18 protein-coding genes are annotated in these 23,519 nt (G+C 35.3%); 9 read left to right on the forward strand and 9 right to left on the reverse strand.

Annotation, left to right across the window (positions count from 1 at the left end; all coding sequences use genetic code 11):
- Nucleotides 1–3 precede the first annotated feature (3 nt).
- Complete coding sequence (locus tag EZS29_RS04555) at nt 4–1,956, reverse strand: protein-disulfide reductase DsbD family protein (protein ID WP_130607028.1); 1,953 nt, start codon at nt 1,954–1,956, stop codon at nt 4–6.
- Nucleotides 1,957–2,064: 108 nt separating this feature from the next.
- On the opposite strand from EZS29_RS04555, the gene gpmI reads away from it, so the two are divergent.
- The 4 genes from gpmI to EZS29_RS04575 all read left to right on the forward strand — a co-directional run bounded on the left by gpmI (nt 2,065) and on the right by EZS29_RS04575 (nt 6,847).
- The gene (gene gpmI / locus EZS29_RS04560; protein WP_130607030.1) at nt 2,065–3,810 is read left to right on the forward strand and encodes a 2,3-bisphosphoglycerate-independent phosphoglycerate mutase; all 1,746 of its coding nucleotides are present in this window, start codon (nt 2,065–2,067) and stop codon (nt 3,808–3,810) included.
- Nucleotides 3,811–3,908: 98 nt separating this feature from the next.
- The gene (locus EZS29_RS04565; protein WP_172603773.1) at nt 3,909–4,742 is read left to right on the forward strand and encodes a MazG family protein; all 834 of its coding nucleotides are present in this window, start codon (nt 3,909–3,911) and stop codon (nt 4,740–4,742) included.
- A gap of 77 nt (nt 4,743–4,819) precedes the next feature.
- Nucleotides 4,820–5,806 carry an SseB family protein gene (locus EZS29_RS04570; RefSeq protein WP_130607034.1) on the forward strand — a complete coding sequence of 329 codons (987 nt, stop codon included), beginning with the start codon at nt 4,820–4,822 and terminating at the stop codon, nt 5,804–5,806.
- A gap of 27 nt (nt 5,807–5,833) precedes the next feature.
- Nucleotides 5,834–6,847: a KpsF/GutQ family sugar-phosphate isomerase gene (locus EZS29_RS04575; RefSeq protein WP_130607036.1), complete on the forward strand. Its 1,014-nt coding sequence runs from the start codon at nt 5,834–5,836 to the stop codon at nt 6,845–6,847.
- Nucleotides 6,848–6,852: 5 nt separating this feature from the next.
- On the opposite strand, the gene EZS29_RS04580 is transcribed toward EZS29_RS04575, so the two are convergent.
- Together EZS29_RS04580 and EZS29_RS04585 are read right to left on the reverse strand one after the other, a co-directional pair.
- Entirely contained in the window at nt 6,853–7,794 is a 942-nt protein-coding gene (locus tag EZS29_RS04580; RefSeq protein ID WP_130607038.1) for a hypothetical protein, read from the reverse strand.
- Nucleotides 7,784–8,257, reverse strand: coding sequence for a hypothetical protein (locus EZS29_RS04585; protein ID WP_130607040.1), 474 nt, complete (start codon nt 8,255–8,257; stop codon nt 7,784–7,786). Before EZS29_RS04585 ends, EZS29_RS04580 begins: the two co-directional genes overlap by 11 nt.
- A 104-nt stretch (nt 8,258–8,361) precedes the next feature.
- On the opposite strand from EZS29_RS04585, the gene EZS29_RS04590 reads away from it, so the two are divergent.
- From EZS29_RS04590 to glsA, 3 genes are all read left to right on the forward strand, one after another.
- Nucleotides 8,362–10,674 (forward strand): RelA/SpoT family protein, encoded by a 2,313-nt coding sequence (locus EZS29_RS04590; protein WP_130607042.1) that lies wholly within the window; start codon nt 8,362–8,364, stop codon nt 10,672–10,674.
- Nucleotides 10,671–11,858 carry an MFS transporter gene (locus EZS29_RS04595; RefSeq protein WP_130607044.1) on the forward strand — a complete coding sequence of 396 codons (1,188 nt, stop codon included), beginning with the start codon at nt 10,671–10,673 and terminating at the stop codon, nt 11,856–11,858. The genes EZS29_RS04590 and EZS29_RS04595 overlap by 4 nt, the downstream gene beginning before the upstream one ends.
- Before the next feature lie 198 nt (nt 11,859–12,056).
- Entirely contained in the window at nt 12,057–13,103 is a 1,047-nt protein-coding gene (gene glsA, locus EZS29_RS04600; protein ID WP_130607046.1) for a glutaminase A, read from the forward strand.
- Between the two features lie 3 nt (nt 13,104–13,106).
- On the opposite strand, the gene EZS29_RS04605 is transcribed toward glsA, so the two are convergent.
- Both EZS29_RS04605 and nrfD read right to left on the reverse strand, forming a co-directional pair.
- Nucleotides 13,107–14,378, reverse strand: coding sequence for a tetratricopeptide repeat protein (locus EZS29_RS04605; RefSeq protein ID WP_130607048.1), 1,272 nt, complete (start codon nt 14,376–14,378; stop codon nt 13,107–13,109).
- Nucleotides 14,379–14,535: 157 nt separating this feature from the next.
- Nucleotides 14,536–15,942 (reverse strand): NrfD/PsrC family molybdoenzyme membrane anchor subunit, encoded by a 1,407-nt coding sequence (gene nrfD / locus EZS29_RS04610; RefSeq protein WP_130607050.1) that lies wholly within the window; start codon nt 15,940–15,942, stop codon nt 14,536–14,538.
- 192 nt (nt 15,943–16,134) lie between these two features.
- Between nrfD and EZS29_RS04615 the strand changes: the two genes are divergently transcribed.
- The gene (locus tag EZS29_RS04615) at nt 16,135–17,115 is read left to right on the forward strand and encodes a DNA polymerase III subunit delta (RefSeq protein ID WP_130607052.1); all 981 of its coding nucleotides are present in this window, start codon (nt 16,135–16,137) and stop codon (nt 17,113–17,115) included.
- On the opposite strand, the gene EZS29_RS04620 is transcribed toward EZS29_RS04615, so the two are convergent.
- From EZS29_RS04620 to EZS29_RS04635, 4 genes are all read right to left on the reverse strand, one after another.
- Nucleotides 17,102–18,682 (reverse strand): APC family permease, encoded by a 1,581-nt coding sequence (locus tag EZS29_RS04620; protein WP_172603774.1) that lies wholly within the window; start codon nt 18,680–18,682, stop codon nt 17,102–17,104. The two genes, EZS29_RS04615 and EZS29_RS04620, sit on opposite strands and share 14 nt — an antisense overlap.
- Before the next feature lie 150 nt (nt 18,683–18,832).
- The gene (locus tag EZS29_RS04625; protein ID WP_130607056.1) at nt 18,833–19,681 is read right to left on the reverse strand and encodes a proline dehydrogenase family protein; all 849 of its coding nucleotides are present in this window, start codon (nt 19,679–19,681) and stop codon (nt 18,833–18,835) included.
- A gap of 94 nt (nt 19,682–19,775) precedes the next feature.
- Nucleotides 19,776–20,018, reverse strand: a complete 243-nt coding sequence (locus EZS29_RS04630) for a hypothetical protein (RefSeq protein ID WP_130607058.1) — start codon at nt 20,016–20,018, stop codon at nt 19,776–19,778.
- Between the two features lie 89 nt (nt 20,019–20,107).
- Complete coding sequence (locus EZS29_RS04635) at nt 20,108–20,308, reverse strand: hypothetical protein (RefSeq protein ID WP_130607060.1); 201 nt, start codon at nt 20,306–20,308, stop codon at nt 20,108–20,110.
- Nucleotides 20,309–20,753: 445 nt separating this feature from the next.
- Here EZS29_RS04635 and ppdK point away from each other — a divergent pair, with 445 nt between their 5' ends.
- Nucleotides 20,754–23,342, forward strand: a complete 2,589-nt coding sequence (ppdK, locus tag EZS29_RS04640; protein ID WP_130607062.1) for a pyruvate, phosphate dikinase — start codon at nt 20,754–20,756, stop codon at nt 23,340–23,342.
- Nucleotides 23,343–23,519: the final 177 nt, after the last annotated feature.

The following is a 23,519-nucleotide window of genomic DNA, read 5'->3' on the forward strand; positions in this document are numbered from 1 at the left end:
TTATTAATTGTTACCCAAAACATTTTTCGCAGAATTTATTAATTTTTGTGTTGAGATTAGACCTTGAAATAAAACATCAGGACTTTCATCAAACGATGAATTATTTTTGAAAAATCCATAAGCCGGAAGTCCTGCAACTCCCCAGCGATTGATCAAGATTTGGATGTCATCAGGAGTCTGAGTGAAATCCATTTGCACAGCAATAAAGTTTTTATTTATAATCTCAATGAGTTCTTTGTCCTTCCAGGTCGTTTCTTTCATTTCAAGGCAGGCTGTGCACCAATCAGCCCAGACATCAAAAAGAATGGGTTTACTGGTTTGCTTGGCGAGCTTTTTGGCTTCAGTGTAATCATATAACCAATTAATGCCTGAAACTTGTACGACTTCGGATTCAATTTTTTTACTTTTAATTTGGATAAAACTATTTGTTGTTAGTAGGGTAAGCCACAACGCAAGAATTGTACAACTTATGATCAAGGCAAATTTAGCTAATTTTCCAATTATGTTTGGTTTAATAAATAATAGGCAGAAGAAAATAGAAAGTAACAGTAAAATAATGACAATTAATATATTAGGTTCTGCATAAAAATTTTGAATAAATGTTGTATTTTGTAGAAAGCTTCTTAAGTAATAAAAAGACAGAGCGAACATAAGAGAGGCAAAAAATATTTTAGTGAAATTGATGAGCTTGGGGAAACGCGGGAGTTTCATAAATTTTTGCCCGAATATACCAAGAAAAATATATGGTACGCCAAAGCCAAGGGCAAAAAAGAGCATATAAGTAAAACCTGTTAAAGGGTTTTTATTTTGGGCTATAAGCACTAAAATCATACTAAGCACAGGACCTGTGCAGGGAGCTGAAATAAGTCCAGAAACAGCACCCATAGTTCCAACAGCAATCCGAGGATATTTATCTGCTAAGGGAACTTTATGCGCTAAGTTTTGTAAAAGGCTAAGATTGAAAAGTCCCAGCATGGATAGACCAAGTATAAACATAATGGCAGCAATAAAAACATTGAGAATAGGGTTGGCTAATTGGGCCCCAAAAATATTTCCAGTCATACCAGCAAATACACCAAGGAGTGAATAAGTTATGACCATGCCTCCCACGTAGATTGAGGGAAGGGTTATGGCATGAAATTTTTTCTTTTTTTCTTTTTGCGCACCAAATTGGGATAAAACATTAAGAGTGATAGGAATCATAGGGTAAACGCATGGGGTTAAATTCATCAGTAATCCTGCAATAAATAACGCAGGAAATAGAAGAAAACTACCCATGCTGAGAGCCTGTTGAATTTTTAAAGCGAGATTATCATTTAGGTAAGTTATATTTTCTGTTGATAAGTTTTTGAGAGCTCTTTTTTCATCAGTTCCTGAGATTTCCTGGGTTTTTATGACAGATTTATTATCCATTGGTTTAAAATAAAGTTCATTTTTTAATTCTTCAGCTATATTATTACCATTTACGGGTAAAATAAGTTGTGTTGGAACTAAACAAATGGAATCGGAACAGGATTGCAGCATTATTTCAATTTTGTCGTTGTGGGAAAATGCTCGATAGTTGCTTAACGTAAAGACAGTTCCTGATTCAAAGACATTTTTACTTTTTTTATAAAAAGGATCTTTATACGCCTTCGAAGGTTTATTTGTAGAATACGAAATTTCGTAAGGTAGATTGTCTTTTGAAACGACAAGGAATTTAAGTTTATCTTCATAAATTTTAAAGTTATTAGCCGTTTTTAGTGAGATTTGTATGTTTTTGTTGTCGTGATTTTCTCCGCGAAAAATTTGGAAAAAGACGACATCAGTGATTTTTATGTTTGAATTTTCATTCGCGGTTTTAAATTGAGAAAATGACTGACTTGCATATGATTTTTGGATACTAAATAGTAAAATAAATGCGGAGAGTAGATAAATTAAGTTCTTAGTTATATTTATAAAATTATTTTTTGTCACGTAAAGCCTCAGTTCCTTTTCTTAAATTGACCAAATGCGATTGCATGAGTAGATTGACCTCGTCCTTCGTAAAATTAAAGCGAAGATTAACATTGGAGCAAGTTAATTATGAGTCTTTCAAATTCTTTAAAATTAAAGCGTATTTTTAAGCCACAAAACAATACTAAAATTCTTACTATTGTAATGGATGGAGTGGGATATACCAATCCAAATACGAATTTAACGGCAGAGCTGGCAAAAAATCACGGGATTTTGCCGTCCGAGGCCTTTTCCATCGGCAATGCAGTGAATGCGGCTTATACCCCAAATTTAAATAGACTCATCTCAAGTTCATTGTTTCGCACCATTAAAGCACATGGTACTTCTGTAGGTTTACCAAGTGATGATGACATGGGCAACAGTGAGGTGGGGCATAATGCTCTTGGCGCTGGAAGAGTTTTTGCTCAGGGCGCTAAACTTGTAAATTCTGCGATAGAGTCGGGCAATTTATTTTCAGGCAATGCATGGAAAGAAGTCGTTGCGCGCACAGAACTTAAAGATGGAACACAAACTTTACATTTGTGTGGCCTCTTTTCGGATGGAAATGTTCATAGTCATATTGATCATCTCTTTGCTCTTATTATTGGTGCCAAAAAAGAAGGTATAAAAAAGGTTCGTTTGCATCTTTTGCTGGACGGTCGAGATGTAGGGCCTCTAACGGCAACAGATTATATCGACAAGCTTGAAAACTTTTTAGGAACAATGAATTCAAATGAATTTAGCTGTCTTGTGGCTTCAGGTGGAGGACGTACTTTTGTCACAATGGATCGCTATGAAAGTGATTGGAGTATTGTTGAGCGTGGATACAAAGCGCATGTTTTAGGTGAAGCGCGATTTTTTAAATCCATTCGTGAAGCTGTTGAGATTTTACGTTCAGAGAAAAATTACTACGATCAAGATTTGCCGCCATTTGTTTTAGAAAATAATGGAAAACCTATTGCAACTGTTGAAGATGGTGATAGTTTTATTTTCTTTAATTTTAGAGGTGATCGTGCAATTGAAATCACACGTGCATTAACGGAAGAAAAATTTTCTGCTTTTCCAAGGAAAAGGTTTCCCAAAGTTCATTATGCTGGAATGATGCAATATGATGGTGATCTCAAATTACCCGAAATATTTTTGGTTACACCTCCTGCCATTGATCAAACTATGACTGAACTTTTGTGCAACGCAGGTGTGAAACAATTTGCTTGCAGTGAAACACAAAAATATGGACATGTGACTTATTTTTGGAATGGAAATCGTAGCGGAAAATTTAACGCAGATCTTGAAAACTATGTGGAAATAACATCAGATCAAATTCCTTTTCAAGAACGGCCGTGGATGAAATCTGCGGAAATCGCAGATGAAACTATAAAACAAATGCAAAATAACTCATTTGAAATTGGTCGAATTAATTTTGCCAATGGTGATATGGTTGGCCATTCGGGTGATTTTGCTGCTGCTGTTCTCTCTGTTGCAGCTGTTGACTTAGCTTTAGGTAGAATCATGAACGCAGCTAAAGAAACAAATACAATTTTAATTGTCACTGCCGATCATGGCAATGCCGATGAAATGTTTGAAGTCGATAAAAAAACTAAAAAAGTTGTTTTTGATAAAAATGGCTTGCCAAAAGTAAAAACAAGTCACACTCTCGCACCCGTTCCTCTTGCGATTTATAATACAGAAATACTTGAGCGAAATATTGAATTGAGAGAAGACTTAGCTAATGGAGGATTATCGAATATTGCTGCTACAGTCCTTGAATTAGCAGGTTTTGAGAGCCCTTCTTTTTATGATCCTTCACTTATTTCATTTTCAGAAAAAAAAAAATAGGATCTCAAAATATTAAAAAAAATTATGGCAAGGAAAATCCCTTTGAACGTTATGCATTAGCAATATCTGCTTTAGAATTTGCTGATACGATTGCAAAATTGCGATCAGAGGATGGTTGTCCATGGGATCGAGAACAAACATTTGCATCATTACAAAAATATATGATTGAAGAAGCTTATGAAGCAGTTGAATCTTCACAAAATATTTTAGAAAATAATAAAGAAAGTATTAATGAATTTTGTTCTGAATTGGGTGATGTTTTACTGCAAATATATTTGAATTCACAAATTGCTCAAGAAAAAAATTATTTTAATATTAGAAATGTTTTTGAAAATATTAATCATAAAATGATATCTCGTCATCCACATGTATTTGAAAAAGGCAATGAAAGTATAACGAACGCAAGTGAGGTTATTGCTCTTTGGGATAAGATAAAAGAATCTGAAAAATCTAAAAATCCGGATGCGAATAAAGATCAAAAAATTTCACTTCTCAAAAAAGCAATTAAGAAAAAATCATTACCAACATTAAATTTTGGTACTGAAATTTCTAAGTCAGCCTGGAAAATTGGTTTTAGTTGGCAAACTATGCAAGAAGTTTTTCAAGATGTTCTTTCTGAAGTTCAGGAACTTGAAGATGAGATTCAAGAAAAAGATTTGAATATCGAAAAAGTTATTGATGAATTAGGTGATGTCATTTATTCTCTCTGTAATCTTGTCAATTTTTTTAAAGAAACAAGAAATGATGCTGTTACTCTAGATTTCGATTTGATTGCTCGTGCATCATTTCAAAAATTTATAAATCGCTTCAATGAAATGGAAAATATTATGCTAGAGAATAAAACGCCACTTGATGAAGAGTCTGCGAAAAAACTGACTCTCGATCAATGGAATGAGCTTTGGAAAAAGGCAAAAAAAAGGCGTTATCGTTAACAAGAACCCTTGCCAAAACCAAGGACTCGTAGCATGTTTATGTCCTGTTGCCTAAGACACTCTTAAAGGAATTTATTATGGTATTAAAAAATTTGTTTGGAAAAAAAGATCAAACACAAAAACCTGTTCAATCCAACGTAAATCCAACTGAAAATCATGACGATGTGTCTTCTTCAGCACAACAAAATCAGCCGAATGAACCTCAAGCGGCTTTGCACCTTGAAAATGCAATGGTTGAAAATGCACGCAATGACACTCCAGAAACAAGAGCTAAAGTGTATCAAGAGCTTTTATTTTCAGATCTCTTATTATCTCTAGCCGATCCAAACCCAAATGAAGCACAAGAGCAGACATCAGCTGATGGTAAGCCAGAAGTCAATGTTGCTATCCTTTCAAATGCACAGGGTATTCAATTTGCAGCCGCTTTTACAAGTGCTGCCGCTGCACGTCGCTGGCGCGCCGAAGGAGGCCAGTATGTTTCCATCCGTGGACAAGATGTATTTAAACTACTTGAGCCAAGTCCTGCTGAAGTGATCGTGGTAAACCCAGGCAGTGCGCCATTTGTCGTATTGAACAAAGTCGATTATCGTCAGTTAGCAATGGGCATCGTCCCTCAATCACAAAAGAGCCCTGTCCAAGTGAATGTTGGAACGGAACAAGAACAGCAACAACAACAAGAAGGTATGCAATTGGCATTTCCTCAAGATGTTTTTACAGATGAGCAAAAGCAACACACTTATCACATCCTTTCGTCAATTGATAAAGTAGAAGCTGCTGCATTGGGAGCGATTCTTCCGCCAAATGCTCCGCAGGATTCGGGTTGGGTGAGAACTGTCTTTTTACGCATTATAGGTGTTGAAGAAACTCAAGAAGCTGTTCAATCTTTTTGTTTAAAAGTACGTGAATCTATGCGAAACAATAATGAGATCTTCCAAGAGACACAATTTGAAGTAGGCGTAATGCCAGATCCAAACTTCTGGCTGGCGATGCATCAAAATAATTTTATTTTGCTGGATAAAAATCCACCCAAAATTCCTGCTCAAGAAGAAACAGTTTCCGTTTGAGTCTGAGTTTAAATAAGGCTTTTATTTATGCAAAATTGTATTATTGAAAATGCTGTTAAACGTGCTGAACATATTTCGAGCGCTGTCAATTGGTATGCACTCGCTATGAAAGAAAACGAAGAATTTAAAAGAAATTTCTTGCAATTAATCGATGAACTTGTTCAGTGTTCAACGATAGAAAAATCAAATAAACAAGTTTTCTTTATAGCAGTAGGAAAATCGGCGCAGGTTGCACAATTGGCCGTTTCTATGCTCGTCAGTGTAGGTGTTTTAGCACGATTTGTTCATCCAACAGAAGCTTTGCACGGAGATCTTGGAGTCGTAGGGCAAAAAGATATTGTCGTTTTGATTTCGAACAATGGCAGAAGCTCAGAACTCTTGCAGCTTATCCCTGGTTTGGAAGATAGAAATGTTAAAATTTTTGCTATGACTTCAAAAGAAGATTCTCCATTAGCTAAATTAGCTCAGTATTTATTGTTAATTCCACCTTTTGAAGAATATTGTCCCCTTGCTCAAGCACCGATAACAAGCACAGTGACTTCGTTGGCTCTCTGTCAATTGTTGGTTGCTGCGACCGTTGAAATGCGCAATTATCCAATAGATGATTACGCACGAAATCATCCTGGTGGGGCGATTGGGAAAAGAATCTTTTTAAAAGCAGATAATCTTATGATTCAAGGGAATGAATTGCCAATAGTTTATCCCTCAGATTCTTTTCAAACTGTGGTTTCAACTTTTACTCAATATTCAAAAGCAGCAGTGCTTGTTTTAGAGCAGCAAAAGTTTTTAGGACTTATTACGGAAAAAGATCTGCGCCAAGCTATGGAAAAATATGGACCAAAGGTTTTTGAATGCAGCGCGCTTGATATTATGAATAAAAATCCAACATCTGTGCGTCCTGGACTTCTTGCTGTAGAGGTATTTCAGCTTATGAATTCTAAACACCCGCCTTTTAACTTACTTCCTGTAATTGACAGTGAAGGCAATGGAGTGGGTCTTGTTCGTCTGCTTGATTTCGTAACGGCTGGTGTTACTTTATAATTGTTTTAGCGCTGTTTGATAGCGATTTTCTCTAAAGTGCTCAATGCAATTGCCCGCATCTTTTCGCTCTGATGATGTTTAGAAATCCATATAACTTCTCTTTTTATTTCTCCTCCCCCTATTCTTTCCATAAGTGGAAATAATCTGAATTGTACCCACGCTTTTTCTTTGCGAAAACTTAAAATCCATTTTTCAACATTATTGCGTGCAATTTTTGCGATTTCATCACCAAATATCTCTCTATAAGATGTTGTAGATGCTCCATAAATAATATTTAAATTAGAAAATTCTTCTTCGTTTAATTTACTTTTTCTTTTTACATTTTCAATTAAATATCTATTCATTAATATAGGAGTCCAGATCCTAAATTTATCTGGATTTTTTAAGTCGACATTTTCATTTTCAATTTTTCCATAGTCTGAAATTTCAGAAAGAGAGGAGTTTTCACTTTCACGAATAGCTTTAGCAATTTTTAGCACCCAATTGTTTAAGGCTTTTATATATGCTTTATCATCAGTAGAATTAAGTGTATCAATCCAACTGCTCAAACGCCCTTCATTAATTTCTTTTTCTATAACGTTATTTGCTTCTGGTATTCCTGCAATAATGGCAAGGGAAAGTAAGCCTTGTTCTCCAAGCTGGGGTTCATAATCTTTCTTATTAGCCATGTTTAAGACGTATTCTCTTAACAGATTTTCACAGCCTTTTAACTTTTTACTGTTAAGATCTTTAGCAAATTGAACTCGAACTTTTTCATTGAGTAAAACTTCATTTTTAATCCGTTCAATAAAATCTTTAAGATAATTAAAACTTTTACCTGTTTCAAATTCACTGCATAATTTAGCAACCTTTTTTTGCGGAGAAATATTTTCATTAAGCGTTTTATCTTGGCCAAAAGCATTTAAAGATAAAATAGAAAATAATATTATAATTTTTTTATTTATCATTTACTGTCTCCACCTTCCATATAAAATTATTTTCATAATCAGTTTTATTTAGATTTGAGATAATTAATTTTTTTATTTTTTTATCTGCAGTAATATTTTGGGTAAATTCTTTTGCATTCATGGTTTTATTATTAAATTCATATAAGCTTTCGGTTTTCAAAGATTTGGGATTTAAAAGAGAGCTGAGTGAAATTAACAATTTTTGCGGATCTTTTTTCTCTTTAAAGCTATTGATATCAATTGAAAATTTTATTTTATATGAAATTGTCAATTCTTCTTCTAAAGTTCTCAATGCTCTTATTAATAAACTTCTATTTTCAGACATATTTAAATTTATGAGACACAATGTGGGGACTAAGTTTTCTCTTAAAGCACGATATCTGTTGTGTATGATAAACCAAGCAACACCCGCCCAGACTGCAAAGATTGTGAAAATAAAATGAAAAATAAAATTTGCTATCAAAAAATTCTCCTTTTCTTTACAAAAAGCTTGTCTTTGTGCAAAATCTATTATGCAAATTGTTGCATATTTCTAGCATTTTATTGCACTAAGGGAGTTTTTTCTGCATGGGATCTGAAAATACGAAGACACCACCAAATCAACCTGAAGCTCAAGAGTCAGACTCTACGCAAACTCCCAATGAAGATATAGAGAAAATAGCACTTGATGCCTACCTATCTCTCAAAGAAAAATGCATGAGCTATTTGTCAGAATCATCTGAACCCATTCTCTATAAAGCGTTTAAATTTGCCCACAATTTGCATGCTGGGCAAAGAAGAAAAAGTGGTGAACCGTATATTATTCACCCGCTTGCAGTTGCAGAAATCCTCGCTGAATTCAAAATCGATGAAACCTCTTTAGTTGCTGCTATTTTACATGATGTGGTAGAAGACACACATGTGTCGGTAGAAGAAGTCTCTCATGAATTTGGTGAGTCCGTCGCAGCTTTAGTTGAGGGTTTGACGAAATTAGCAAAAGTTCAATTCCGTTCCTCACAAGAAAAGATGGCAGAAAATTTTAGAAAAATGATTGTCGCTATGTCGCGTGATATCCGCGTAATCATAGTAAAACTTGCAGATAGAACCCATAATATGCGGACACTCCGTGCTCTGAGTCTTGAAAAAAGACAGCGCATCGCTGAAGAAACACTTGAAATTTATGCGCCCTTAGCAGGACGTTTGGGTATGTATAAAATAAAAGCAGAACTTGAAGATCTCTGTCTCAGAGAGCTGAAACCATCTGTTTATTATAGCCTTATTTCGCGAGTGGCACAAAAGAAAACGGAAAGAGATAAGATCATTGAAACGGCTCGAGAGCATCTTGCTTTAAAGCTAAAAGAGTCTGGTATTGAGGCTAAAGTTTATGGTAGAGCAAAACATTTTTACTCTATTTATCGCAAAATGTCTGACAAGCAAATGGAATTTGAGGATATTTACGATCTCTTTGCGTTGCGCGTCATTGTTGATTCACCTAATGAGTGTTATGAAACATTAGGAATCATTCATAATATTTATAGACCCGTGCCTGGTCGCTTTAAGGATTTTATAGCAATGCCAAAGGCAAACTTATATCAAAGTTTGCACACGACTATTGTTGCAGCAAAAGGTGAATTGCTTGAAGTTCAGATTCGTACTGCACAAATGCACCATATTGCTGAAAATGGGATTGCGGCCCATTGGGCATACAAAGAACGCAGAAAAGAAGCTGAAGGTAACAAATTAAATCCTGTTGATTTCGAAAAATTTAAATGGCTGAAGCAAATTGTTCGTCATCAAAAAGAATTATCAGATCCAGATGAATTTATGGAAGCTGTAAAAGTCGATCTTTTTGATGAAGAAGTTTACGTCTTTTCTCCTAAAGGAGATGTGTTTGAATTACGGAAAGGATCGACTTGTCTTGATTTTGCTTTCGCAATTCATACCGATCTAGGTCTCAGAACAACCGGTGCAAAAATCAATGGACGGATTGCTACGTTACGGACACGTCTCCACAGTGGTGATGTCATTGAACTTCTTGTTGGCAATAAAATTAGAGCCACGAAGGATTGGTTAAATTTTACGACAACCACGAAAGCTCGGAATAAAATTCGTGCTTGGTTACGCAGTGAAGAACGAACGCATGCTAAGCAACTTGGTCAGGAAATGCTTGAAGAAGAACTGACAAAAATAGGATCAAGTTTTGAAAAAGTTCAGAAAATGGGTGTTTTCCAAGAAATCAACAAATTTTTTAGCGTGGGTGGCTTTGAGGATCTTATCCTACAAATTGGGTACGGAAAACTTGATGCAAAGGCTGTTGTACAAAAGCTATCGCTTGCATTGCCAATTCAAAAAAATGAAGTTTTATCTGAACCGAGTAAAACGATTCAACAAGAGTTGATCGAAGTTCAAACTGCTCAAGAAATTTTAAAGAACAAGCAAAGTAAAAAGAAAATTGACAGTGAAGATGCCGTTCGCGTTCAAGGAATGACTGGTATCATTGTGAGAATGGCGCGTTGTTGTGAGCCGCTTCCAGGACAGCCAATAGTTGGATTTGTTTCAAGAAGTCGGGGTGTTACTGTGCATGCGGCCAATTGTTCTTGGGCGCTTTCAAATGACCCAGCAAGGCGAGTAGATTGTACTTGGAACGTTGTTACGGCCGGAGCACACAATGTGCGCGTGCGTATTACGGCCCATGATAAACCAGGAATATTAGCGGCTATAACCAAAGTCGTCTCCTCGTCGCAGATCAATATTGGAGGAATGGAGTGTTTTACAAATCCGCAAAAAAGAGCTGTCATTTTATTAAAACTTGAATTAGCTGATATTCATCAGCTAAAGGATATACATCAGAAAATAGAAGCCGTAGACGGAATTATCCATGTGGAAAGAACTATGGGATGACAAAAAAGAACTATGAATCCGTTATTGTGTTAATGGCAGCAGAAGCATTAGAACGATTTGCATATTTTTTTATTTCATTTATTTTTATCATTTACATGATGACCCCACTTGCCAGTGGGGGGCTTGGTTTTACTCAAGAACTTTCATACAAGGTAGCTGGTATTTTCTCTCTATCACTTCTCTTTTTACCACTTTTATTTGCTCCATTTATCGATAGAAAAATAGGAATGGAAAAAGCAACTTATTTTGGCGCCATTGTATTATTTTTAGGATATTTTTTTGCATTTATTGCATTTTATTTAAATGCGAATTTTATTTATTTATCATTTTTTTTATGCGCAATTGGCACTTCTGTAGTTAAACCAACTATGAGTGCGCTTGTCTCTAAGATGTTGCCTGAGAATAATTTTATTTTAGATATATTATATATTATATTTATAATTATTGTAAATATATCTTCTATAACATCGGCATATTTTGCTTCAATTTTAATATCAAAATATGCAATGCCTCTTTACTTTAACTTTTTAGTTTCTGCTATTTTAATTATACTTTACTTTATTTTGATCAGAATATTGCATAAAAATATGCAAAAAGAACAGACTGAAATTGAACCTTCTTTCATTGGAAATAAAAAAATCATATTTTTGGGTTGTTTTCTCCTTTGCTTTTTAATTGGTATAGCTGTGAGTTTATCTGCAAAGATATTTCCAGCCCCACTTTCCAAGGTATATTGGGGGGGGGCCACATTAGGCTTAGTTTTTTTAACCTATTTTCTATATAAGATAAGAATAGAAAAAAATAAATATTTTTATAATTACTTTATTCCTCTAACCATTCTTTTCTTTTGTGCAATAAATGTCTTCTTTAAAGAGATTGGGACAATATCTCCTATTATACCCGGAATGTATTCTTCTTTTGATCTCTTTTTTAATTTTGTTGCATTTCCTATGGCTCTTGCTTTTGTGGCTAAATCTTCTAATGTGAAATATTTGGTTACAGCTCAGGCAGCTCTTCTTTTTCTCTTTGCTTATGGCTCTATATTAATGAAAAATTATTTAAAGCACCCAATATTTGTTGGTGATTTTAAGTTATTTTTTCTTGCTATATTAATTTTTATTATCACACTAATTTTATTTCGAATCTGTAAAAAATATGTAATAGAATTAAAAGAAAAAAATTAAAATTATCTCCCAGTTTATCTAATATATTTTAAAAAATAAAAATCGGAACGTAACACTTCAGTCTATTATGAGTGTTAAATAATTGACGGCATGCACATTTTTATGACGACACACACATATCCATTCCATTAAAATATCTATGAATAATATTTTATCTTCAGAACTATGCCTATAAAAATTTTATACTAGGAGATTCCAATGGTTTATGGGTTGAAAAACAAAAAACGGAATTTTATTTTAACTTGTATTGTTTTAATTTCAGCATCTTTAAGTTTACCTGTATTTAGTAAAAGTCAATTTTCAGCTAAAGAAGTCATTAATAAAGTCTATCAGGAAGTTAAAAATTCTGAAAAGAAATTAAGTGAACAAGAAAAAGGAAAAGTAGCTGATTATATTCCTGAATTGGCTGCTGCTAATCCAGAATATTTTGCAATTTCGATTGCTAATATTAATGGTGGCATTGAGAGTATTGGTGATTTTAATGTGCCTTTTTCCATCCAATCTATTTCAAAACCTTTTATCTATGGTTTAGCTCTTAAAGATCACCAAAATAATTCAAAGTTTTCTGTAGATGATCGTGTGGGTTTAAATGCCACTGGTCATGCTTTTAACTCAATAGTTTCAATCACTGAAAAAGAAGATCACAAACAAAATCCCATGGTGAACGCAGGTGCAATTCAAGTCACAAGTTATTTAAAAGAGGGCGCAGAACGTGACAAATGGAAGCATGCTTTAAATTATATGAATAGTTTATCAGATGGTAAAGCTTTTTTAGGTGAAAAAGTTTATCGCTCAGAATCTGCAACCAATCAAAATAATCAAAAAATTGCTAATATGTTATTCGACTTTAAAATGATAGATGAAAACCCAATGGATGCACTCGATCGCTACACTAAAGCTTGTTCTATTATGGTGACCACAAAACAATTGGCTTTGATGGGTGCAACGCTCGCAAATGGTGGATTGAATCCAGTGAGCAAAAAACGCATTTTAAGCAATTCACAAGTGATAAATATTCTTTCACAAATGGTAGTGAGCGGTTTGTACGAAAACAGTGGCGCATGGTGGACAGAAGTGGGCTTGCCGACAAAAAGCGGTGTTGCAGGTGGTCTTTTAGCTGTGTACCCTCATAAATATGCGATTGCTGTTTTTTCTCCACGTCTTGATAAAGCGGGTAACAGTGTGCGTGGCCAAGCCGTAATAAAGAAAATTTCACAAATGTACAATCTGCATCTGTTACATTAATTATCAATGCTCGTGCTTACTTTTTTTACCGAGCTTTGCGGAGTATTCTTCCTCAAACTTTGTAGCACCTTTTATCTGTAATTCTAATAATAATTTTTTCTCAGGAATAAGATCGAATTCATTAGAGGCAAGAGCTTCTTGAAAGTATGTGCTGGCTTCTTTAATATCGCCTTTTCTAAAATGAGCTAGCCCTAAATTAAAATTGATATGTCCCTTGTATTTCTGAAAATATTGAATAGCACTTTTATAAAATGAAATCGCTTGATCGTATTTATGGTGCTTAACTAACGAAACACCTTTGTTATTATAAAAACTAGCAAGGTGTTTGTTTTCAAAATCTCCCTCAATTTTATTAAAAAACCCTTTTGCTTCCTCATGTCTTCCATTTAATGAATTAACTTTCCCAAGGCCTAATAAAGCTGTGGTATCATTTGGATTGAGATTTACCGCTTCTTTAAATTTTTCTTCTGCCATAAAATTTTTATTTAATCCGAGAAGTGCTTCGCCAGACATGCATTTATGTGAAATATTTTTAGAACTTTTTGCTTCGAGCCGTTCAAAAATCATAAGAGCTTCATCAAATCTCCCTGCGAGACAAAGAGCTTTGCCAAGAGAGCTCATGGCTTTTAATGTAAGCATGGCGTTACTTTTTGTCTCATCTTTAATATGACTTTGAAAAAAATCGATAGCTTCTCCATATTGGTTTTTGAGCATATGAATTTCTCCACCAATATGAAAAAAACGCGGATTAGTATTTATCTCTTCTTTGACAAGAGGATCCTGGAGAATTTCATCGCATAATTTAATATTCTCTGTATGAATAGCATGTTCTAGTTTTTTAAGTTTCCGATGAAGCTCGGTTTGTGCCAAATATTTAGTTTTGATTTCAGTCATTTTTAGCATAAATGAATTGCCATTTATTATTTTTGGAAAAGTGTAAATAATATCTAATTCTGCCATGAGATATTTATCTTCATCATCAAAATGTTGAGAATATGTTATAAAATCAATATGATCATAATTATGATTTTGCCGCACTTGTTGAGCAAAAATATTGCCTTGAACTTCCTTCATTTTCCAATCAAATAATATAAAGTGTATATCATGACATTCTGATTCTAAAATTTCAAAAGCAACCCCACAATTTGCTGCAGTTGTGACTGTAAAACTATCACTTGCCTTGATAAATCCAGAAAAAAATGAGCGAGCTTCTCTTTTTTCATCCACTAAGAGGATTCTAATCGTGTTTTTATTTTCGGGCTGGCTGTTTTCCATAATTGCTCCAATCACAGTTTGTTTAGATTATAACAAATTATGTGACGAAATTAAGAAAAGCCGAATCTCTAAAACATGACGGCAGAATATTTAAATAATTTATTAAGGAATTTTTAATTCCCATTTAATCTTTTTTATAATGATAAATGGGAATTTTTTAATGATGAGAGTTCAAATCGGGCTTTAAATGAGGATCCGCTTGCGGCATAACCCCTTTCACTTCAGCCATATTAACCATTGGAAGGTAACGGACGAAAAGGCAGAATAAATGAAAGAAAAGGGCAATAGAACCAATAAATAATGAGATATCCCAAAACGATGGAATAAAATAACCCCAAGAGGAAGGTAAAAATGTTCTGCTGAGAGTTGTCACAATTAGGACAAAGCGTTCAAGCCACATTCCTATATTTATTAGAATAGCTGCAACAAAAAGCCAAATGACATTGTTTCTCCACTTCTTAACCCAGAATGTTTGTGGAATAGCAATATTCAAAATAACCATTGCCCAATAAGCCCAGCCATAAGGACCATTGATACGATTCCAGTTCCAAAACTTTTCATATGGGTTACCACTGTAAAAAATTGTGAAAAATTCAATCACATATACATAAGCCATAATAATACTGGTGAAGAGAATGAATTTTGCACAGATTTCGATATGTCTATCTGTCACAAGATCTTTGAAGTTGAAAATTGAGCGAACCATGATTAATAGATTTAAGCAGAGACAAAAACCTGAGAAAATTGCACCTGCAATGAAGTAAGGTGGGAAGATTGTTGCATGCCAGCCTGGTAGGATAGAAGTTGCAAAGTCGAGGGATACGATTCCCGCAGTTGAGAAAACTGCAGGAGTTGCTATACCTGCAAGCAATATGCAAGCTCTTTCATAGTTTACCCATTGACGTGCAGATCCGCGCCAACCAAGGGCAAAGAAGCCATAAGCAAGTTTACCGATTTTGGATTTTGCTTGGTCACGGAGTGTTCCAAGGTCAGGAATCATACCAACATACCAGAAAATCACACCAATGCTTAAGTATGTATTAACAGCAAAAACGTCCCATTCAAGCGGGCTTTTAAAGTTCGTCCACATTTCCATTTGGTTAGGAAATGGGAAAAGCCAATAGGCAAACCAGGGACGTCCAATATGCACTGCTGGGAAAATAGCTGCTGCCATGACGGCAAAAATTGTCATCCCTTCGGCAATTCTGTTAATAGAAGTGCGCCACTTTTGTCTAAACAAAAGAAGAATTGCTGCAATCAGTGTTCCAGCGTGAGCAATTTCAATCCAAAAAACAAAGTTTGTAATATCCCATGCCCAATCAACTCGGTTATTGTTTCCCCAAACACCGATCCCTTCCCAAAAAAGATACGCGAGTGAGACAAGAAGAAGTCCAACTCCAAGTCCAGAGAGTCCAAATACTATGTACCAACCTGGCCCAGCTTTGCGCCCTGCGAGGGTGGCAACAGATTGTGTTACCGTATGAAAAGAAGCATCTTTTCCTGTAACAAGAAGAGGGCGTCTGTCGACTGGATCGCGCCCTTTGAGTTCAACCGAATGTTCCATGGTTCACCTGTGATGGATAATAGGTCATAAAGTAAAAAACCAAATGTGGTTTAACGAATTTGTACTTCGTGATCAAGTATACGGTAAAAATTATCAAAAAAACACTTCACATTGTTTCTTCTACAAATTATTGTCGCGCATGCATCGAAAAGGAATTGCGTATGCATAATCAACATAAATTTAAAGGAATGTATGCAACGTATTGACGCTTCAAAACTTATATCATTGCTATTCGCAAGTGAAAAGTCGGCAGAGATCAAATTTGTACTTGCTGAGAATCCAATTTTTAAAAGAATTATTGAAAATAAAATGAACTGTGAAATTGGCGCATGTCCTCAAAGATTTGTTGGCAAAAATGCAATTTCGGAATTTTATGAATATATAGCAACAGGGAGCTTATTTTCTGCTCCACAAAAATGCATAGTGGAAATGCCTGAAAAATTGACAACAAAACAGTGGGATGAAGAAAAAAAATTATTAAATAGAATTCCTACTCCACTCGAGACTTCAGCTTATATTTTTGCATCTACTTCATATAGAAATATTATTAAAGAAACCGATTTGAAGAAATTAGGTTCTGTTTATTTGTGTTATGAGCCAAACGAAATGGATTTATATCGTTGTGTTGAGCTTCTTTTGTTACGTTATAAAGTTCTTGCCAAGAAAAGTAAAAGTGAAATTACTGAAATTTGTTGCCACGCCCTTGAATGTTATTCGGGAGATCTTATCTCTTGTGATATGCATTTTTCTCGCATGGAAAATGCTAATTTAAGTTTTGCAGCCGCTTTGGCCGGAAGTCCTGAAATCAATGGATTTCATGTGGCTGATGCTCTATCGCGTGGTGACAAACATCTAATCGAATTGCGTCTCTCACAGTGTGAAGCTTGTGGTGAGGATGCTGCGAGTGTTTTTATGGCGCTTGTTTATTTTGTAAAACAAGTTTCGTTTATGCACGCAGCACTGGATGAATTTAGAGACATGCGCACAGCATTTGAAAGTGTGAGAATACCTTATCCTTCGCAAGCAAGGGTGCAAAGGGCATTACAGGTTTTAACAAAAGAAAAAACGGGACATTTTTTTATAGCTGCACCTAAAATTGAGAAGCAGCTTAGGACACAAAAAAATGCACACAAATGGTTGGCTTCTGAACTTATTTCTTTTATTTTAAATTAAATTCATTTATATTTTTAATAACATTTTCCTTATTTAATGAGTTTTTGCAAGCTATATAGAATATTAATATGCTGAAGAATACTGCGCACATATTTCCTTCAAAGGTGGAAAGCTTTTGAATTCCACTGCCAAATGCTGAAAAGTAATTTATAATTGTAAATCCAATTAAATAAGCAATTAACCAAAGGGAACATTTAAAATTATATTTGGCGAAAACCACTTTACCTTCTCTGTATTTTATAATGGCAAAAATGATCGTAAATAAAGTAATAATAATTGATAATTTAAGCAGAACAATAAATCCAATCCAGTGCATCATAAGGCCACAAATACAGAATGCGATCAGTGACATAATATGATAAAAGGGCAATTTAAATGGTCTTTTGGCTTCTGGATATTTATCTCTTAAAACCATAAGTGCTATAGGCGTTACAGATAAAGTCAACACAAAAGATGAGGTTAAAAATGTAACCATTTCCTTCCATCCTGGAAAAGGGAAAATAAGTATAAGTCCAACAAAGAAACAAACCCAAAGAGACGTTTCTGGAGAGCCATGTTTATTTAAGCGAGTCATAGCTTTTGGAGCTGCACCTATGGTTCCAAGAGTACGCAAAACACGGGAAGTTGTTGAAGTCATCATAAGGCCTGAGCCAAAGGGAGAAACAACGGCATCGAGGTATAGGAGACTGCATAAGAAAGTAAAACCAGCTGCTAAGGCCAGACCTGCAAAAGGTCCCATATCGCCTGAAAAGCTTAATTTACTCCAACCTTCACTTAAACTTTCTGCTGGTATGGCTATAATAAATGCAAATTGAATAAGGCAATACAATAAAGTAACAATTAAAATAGAAGACAAAGCAGCGAGCGGAATATTTCTTTGCGGGTTTTTTGTTTCACCCGCTAAAATTATGCCTGATTGAAAACCACCAAATGCAAAGATGATGCCCCCAACCGATAAGCTTGCCATTATTCCTTGTAAACCATTCGGCGCAAATCCATGAAAATGATTGATATTTGAAAAATCACTTGATGGGCTGAATATAAAAGCTACCGCAATTGCTAAAGGAACAAATAATTTCCAAATAGTTGCAAGAGTATTCGTGCGCGTAAGAAATTTTACGCTATAACGATTGATAAAAATAATAATAAATAAAATTAAGGCAGAAGTAATATATCCTATCACTGATAGTTCTGGTTTACCAGTTGTCCGCATCACAAGTTCTGGAAAATAATTGCTTGCATATTGCACGACTGCCAAAGATTCTATTGGTGATATGGTTACAAAACAGAGAAAATAAATCCACCCAGTTAAAACACCAGAAAATTTTCCATGGGTAAAAAAGGGATAACTCGTTAATCCACCCATAATAGGAAACATGGACGCAAGTTCTGCAAATGTAAGAACAATAAAAACGAAACAAAATCCACCCAAAAGCCATGATGTGATTGAAGCGGGACCTGCCATTTGTGCAGCGTAAAGAGGGCCAAACAGCCACCCAGAACCGACCATGCTCCCAACAGAAGCTAAAGTCACTCCGATTAAACCGACATTTCGTTTAGGCAACACGCTTGGGCTCCTTTTTAAACAGAAAAACAACATAAAGAGATTAAAAAAATTACATTCTTTAAAAAAAATTTAATCCTCTCGTAAAAAACTTTAAGAGAGGATTGTACTAATACACTAGTATGAACTTTGAATCAAGGAGATTGCACAATTTCAAGATTTAAATAAATTCTTAAGAACGAAAAAGACATTTTCTTTCCTCTCAGCAAGTCGGCGCGCATAGTATGCTTGCCACTGATCACCATAGGGGACATAAATTGTCATGTTATGACCTTTCTCGCGAATACGGGACCAAGTTTTTTCTCGCATTCCGTACAACATTTGGAACTCATACCTATCTTTTGGAATATTATTTTTCTCAATAAATTCTATGCAAAAATCAATAATATCGTCATCATGTGAGGCAATGCATATTCTTTGCCCTTCAAGTAGGAGTTTTTGAATGAGTTTTTTATAATTTTCAACAATTTGTGACATTTTTTTTATGGCTTTTTCTGGAGGCTCCTTATATGCACCTTTACAAAGTCGAACCCTTCCATTTGCAGCCAAAATTCGCTTAACATCATCTTCTGTTCTGACTAAATAAGCTTGTAAAACAATTTCAATATTTTTAAACTCTTTTGCAGCTCTTTCGTAAATGACAATCGTCCGTTCCGTATAATCACTTCCTTCCATATCGAGAGCGACACGAATATTATAGTGATCTGCAATGCGCATAATTTGAGAGAGATTATTGTAACAAAAATCAAAATCAATATCGAGACCCAGCATTGTGAGTTTTATTGAAACGTAACAGTCTAATTTTTTTTCAGAAATTTTTTTAAGTAGAATATCATATTCGTCAACAAATTTTATGGCTTGTTGTTTTTCGCTGATATTTTCACCAAGAAGATCAAGGGTAACACATATTTTTTTATCATTAAGTCGCTCTACAACAGCAAAAGCTTCTTCGATATTTATTCCGGAAACAAATTTTTTTGCATAGAATGGAATAGAGCTCATGGGGCAGTCCTCATTTCGTAAAAAAGCATTTGTAAAAACATCGGTCGCTGTCTTTTTTACAATAATTTCTTAGAATGACAACTGAGAGGAGGAACTATTTTTGGGGTTTGTCTGAAATTTCTTTAATCTGTGAAATAAGTTTATTTATTCTTTGAACACTTTTTTTTATGTTATTAATTTTAAAATTTATTAAATTTTCTTCGCATTCTTTATCTTCAGAGAATTTATAAAATTCTAAAACGTTGATATTTCTCTTTTTTTCAATTTCAGCAAGTTTTTTTAACTTAAATTCATTTATATGATAAATATTATTATTATTTTTTTCTTCATCTAACATACTATTAACCTGAAGTGTCAAGAATATCTGAGTGAAAAGCAAAAGGCATTTTAAAGAAGCTCTAAAATGCCTTTTCGACTTTTATTTTCTTACTTTATTCTGTAACTTTTCATCACATTTTTATTGGCCTGTTCGCGTTCTTTGCGCAATCTTTCTTGATTTGCTTTATTCTGTGCTGAGGTTTTAGCAAAATCAGCTTTTGCAACAGGTTCTTTTTCTTTTTTAGCTAAGTTTTTATTAGCATTTTCTCTAATTATTTTTCTTGAGAAGAAGTCAATTACATCGCCCATAGGAGATACCTCATTTAAAAATGTTCTTATTTTGCTTAGCAACTCTTATGCCTCGCACTTTAATAGTTTTTTTTAGTAAAAACAAAGGATAAGAGAAGAAGTTGTTCCGCTCTGTTAAAAGAGTGAACACTTAGTGCCCATAAATTGTGCTAATAGAAAATAGGAGAACTTACAAGTAGAAGCTTTCTTTTTGTGCAAATTCTCTGAGATTTTTAGTGATAACAGATTTTTATAACGAAAATTTAAGGCTCTTATGTAAAAGGTATTGATATTACTATAGAAAAAGTACTATCAAAAGATTGGACACTCAAATTATAGAATTTGTTGAACAATTTTACAGCGCAGCTCTATTAAGTGTTATTTTACAATTATAATGATATCGAGTATGAATTCATTTAGCGAGAAAGCAGAAAATTTCTCAAATTCTGACTCACGAGGAGAATGTATGAGTTTTGTATATTTTTTTGGAAGTGGATACGCTGATGGCAATGCTTCAATGAAATCAGAATTAGGCGGGAAAGGAGCAAATCTAGCTGAAATGACAGCACTTGGTTTACCGGTGCCTGCAGGCTTTACAATCTCTACTCGTGTGTGTCTCGAATATATTAGAGATGGAGCTTCTTTTTCTCGGGAACTTATGAATCAAATCGAAACAGCTCTCAAAAAAACAGAAGATTCGATGGGCGCAAAATTTGCGGATGCTCGCAACCCCTTGTTGGTCAGTGTGCGTTCTGGAGCTCGCATCTCAATGCCAGGTATGATGGACACAGTCTTAAATCTAGGACTGAATGAAATGACCGTTGAAGCTCTGGCTACGAAAACTGACAATCCCCGCTTTGCGTATGATTCTTATCGGCGCTTTATTCAGATGTATTCGAGTGTTGTTAAAGATCTTGAAACGCATTATATGGAAGATGAATTGGAATCATTTAAAAAAATGAATGGTTATAAAGAAGATACCGAGCTCACGGCATCCGATCTTAAAGAATTGGTTGGCGTTTTTAAAGCAATTTATCAAAAACACATCATGGAAGCTTTCCCTGAAGATCCTTATGAACAACTCTGGCAAGCAATTGGTGCTGTGTTTAAAAGCTGGAATTGCCCAAGAGCTAAAAAATACCGTGAGATTCACTCCATTTCCCACGATTGGGGAACAGCGGTAAATATTTGTTCCATGGTTTATGGCAACATGGGGTCAACTTCAGGAACTGGGGTTTGTTTTACCCGTGATCCTTCCACAGGTGAAAATGTCTTTTATGGTGAGTTTTTAATCAATGCCCAGGGAGAGGATGTGGTGGCGGGGATTCGTACACCAAAACCATTGCATTTATTAGAAAAAGAAATGCCAGAAGTTTTTATTCAGCTTGAAAATGTGCGTAATAAACTAGAAGCACACTACCGTGATGTTCAAGATATTGAGTTTACTATTCAGGAAGGGAAGCTTTATATTTTACAGACGCGCAACGCAAAAAGGACAACTCAAGCCGCTCTCAAAATTGCCATCGATTTTGCTAAAGAAGGATTGATGACAAAAGAAGAGGCTCTACTGAGAGTGAATGCTCAAGATCTCGATAAACTCCTCCATCCAACTTTGGATCCCAGAGCGCATAAGCAATTGATAGCAAAAGGCTTACCGGCTTCACCTGGAGCTGTTTCTGGCAGAGCTGTATTTACTGCCCTTGAAGCGGAGAGTTGGGCAGCCCGAGGAGAATTGGTTATATTGGTGCGCGATGAAACTTCGCCCGAGGACATTGGTGGGATGTATGCTTCACAAGGATTTCTCACCGCGCGGGGAGGAATGACTTCTCATGCCGCAGTTGTTGCAAGACAAATGGGAAAATGCTGTATAGCGGGTTGCTCTTCTTTAAATATTTCTCAAACACAAAAATCTGTAAAAGTCTCAGGCATAGAAATTCTAGAAGGTGATTGGCTTACATTAGATGGTACGACGGGCGAAGTTATGCTTGGCAAAGTCGAAACAAAAAATGCTGAATTAAGCGGGGATTTTTCTATTTTTATGGATTGGGCTAAAGAAATTAGGCATATGAAAGTACGTGCCAATGCAGATACTCCACGTGATGCTCAATATGCTCGGAGTTTTGGCGCTGAAGGAATAGGTCTCTGTAGAACTGAGCATATGTTTTTTGAGGAAAATAGATTGCCCGTTGTTCGACAAATGATTTTATCAAAGAATAGTTTAGAGAGAAAAGCGGCCTTAGATAAACTACTGCCATTTCAGAGAGATGATTTTGTTGGTATTTTAAGCGCTATGGAAGGATATGAAGTCACTATTCGTTTGCTCGATCCACCTTTGCACGAGTTTTTGCCGCACACTGATAAGGATATGATGACCTTAGCAGCACAGCTTGGTTTTTCTCTGGAAGATCTGAAGCAACGCGTGCGAGCTCTCCATGAAGCCAATCCTATGCTCGGTCATCGTGGATGTCGCTTAGGCATTTCTCACCCAGAAATTTATGAAATGCAGGTGCGGGCAATTTTAGAAGCAAGTGAAATTTGTAAAGAACAGGGCAAAAAAGTCTTTCCAGAAATTATGATTCCACTTGTCGGAATAGAAACTGAACTGAAATGGCTTAGAGATCGTTTGCAAAAAATAGCGCCCAACTTACCATTTGGCACGATGATTGAAGTTCCGCGAGCGGCTTTAGTTGCCGATAAAATTGCACGGCACGCTGATTTTTTTAGTTTTGGTACAAATGATTTAACTCAAACGACTTATGGCTTTAGCCGTGACGATTCAGCTCCATTTTTAAGAGTTTATAAGCAAGAGCATATTCTTGAAGAAGATCCTTTTGCCGTGATTGATCAAGACGGTGTTGGGCGTCTGATAAAACTTGCCTGTGAACTCGGTCGTAAGGAAAATCCAGGACTTAAACTTGGTATTTGTGGTGAACATGGTGGTGAGCCAGCAAGTGTTCAGTTTTGTAATAATTTAGGCTTAAATTATGTTAGTTGTTCACCTTTTCGCATACCAATTGCAATGCTTGCTGCAGCTCAGGCAGTTGTGAAGAAATAAATGTCTTAAAGACATTTATTTGGGTGTTTTTGCTCATATCAATATTTGTGACTAAACCGCATAAATGCTTGTCCATATAGCCAAAACCACATAATTCTCTACCTTAGATGTAAAAAAAACACAGAGAAGCTTCCCATCCAGGACAATTTCCCATAATTCATTCACTGAAGCTTTTCT

This window comes from Fluviispira sanaruensis (assembly GCF_004295685.1).
Lineage (GTDB): Bacteria > Bdellovibrionota_B > Oligoflexia > Silvanigrellales > Silvanigrellaceae > Silvanigrella > Silvanigrella sanaruensis.

Coding starts and splice junctions, on each gene's coding strand:
- gpmI (WP_130607030.1), top strand. CDS start 2,065: ATGAGTCTTTCAAATTCTTTAAAATTAAAGCGTATTTTTAAGCCACAA.
- EZS29_RS04570 (WP_130607034.1), top strand. CDS start 4,820: ATGGTATTAAAAAATTTGTTTGGAAAAAAAGATCAAACACAAAAACCT.
- EZS29_RS04575 (WP_130607036.1), top strand. CDS start 5,834: ATGCAAAATTGTATTATTGAAAATGCTGTTAAACGTGCTGAACATATT.
- EZS29_RS04580 (WP_130607038.1), bottom strand. CDS start 7,794: ATGATAAATAAAAAAATTATAATATTATTTTCTATTTTATCTTTAAAT.
- EZS29_RS04590 (WP_130607042.1), top strand. CDS start 8,362: ATGGGATCTGAAAATACGAAGACACCACCAAATCAACCTGAAGCTCAA.
- EZS29_RS04595 (WP_130607044.1), top strand. CDS start 10,671: ATGACAAAAAAGAACTATGAATCCGTTATTGTGTTAATGGCAGCAGAA.
- glsA (WP_130607046.1), top strand. CDS start 12,057: ATGGTTTATGGGTTGAAAAACAAAAAACGGAATTTTATTTTAACTTGT.
- EZS29_RS04605 (WP_130607048.1), bottom strand. CDS start 14,378: ATGGAAAACAGCCAGCCCGAAAATAAAAACACGATTAGAATCCTCTTA.
- nrfD (WP_130607050.1), bottom strand. CDS start 15,942: ATGGAACATTCGGTTGAACTCAAAGGGCGCGATCCAGTCGACAGACGC.
- EZS29_RS04615 (WP_130607052.1), top strand. CDS start 16,135: ATGCAACGTATTGACGCTTCAAAACTTATATCATTGCTATTCGCAAGT.
- EZS29_RS04625 (WP_130607056.1), bottom strand. CDS start 19,681: ATGAGCTCTATTCCATTCTATGCAAAAAAATTTGTTTCCGGAATAAAT.
- EZS29_RS04630 (WP_130607058.1), bottom strand. CDS start 20,018: ATGTTAGATGAAGAAAAAAATAATAATAATATTTATCATATAAATGAA.
- EZS29_RS04635 (WP_130607060.1), bottom strand. CDS start 20,308: ATGGGCGATGTAATTGACTTCTTCTCAAGAAAAATAATTAGAGAAAAT.
- ppdK (WP_130607062.1), top strand. CDS start 20,754: ATGAGTTTTGTATATTTTTTTGGAAGTGGATACGCTGATGGCAATGCT.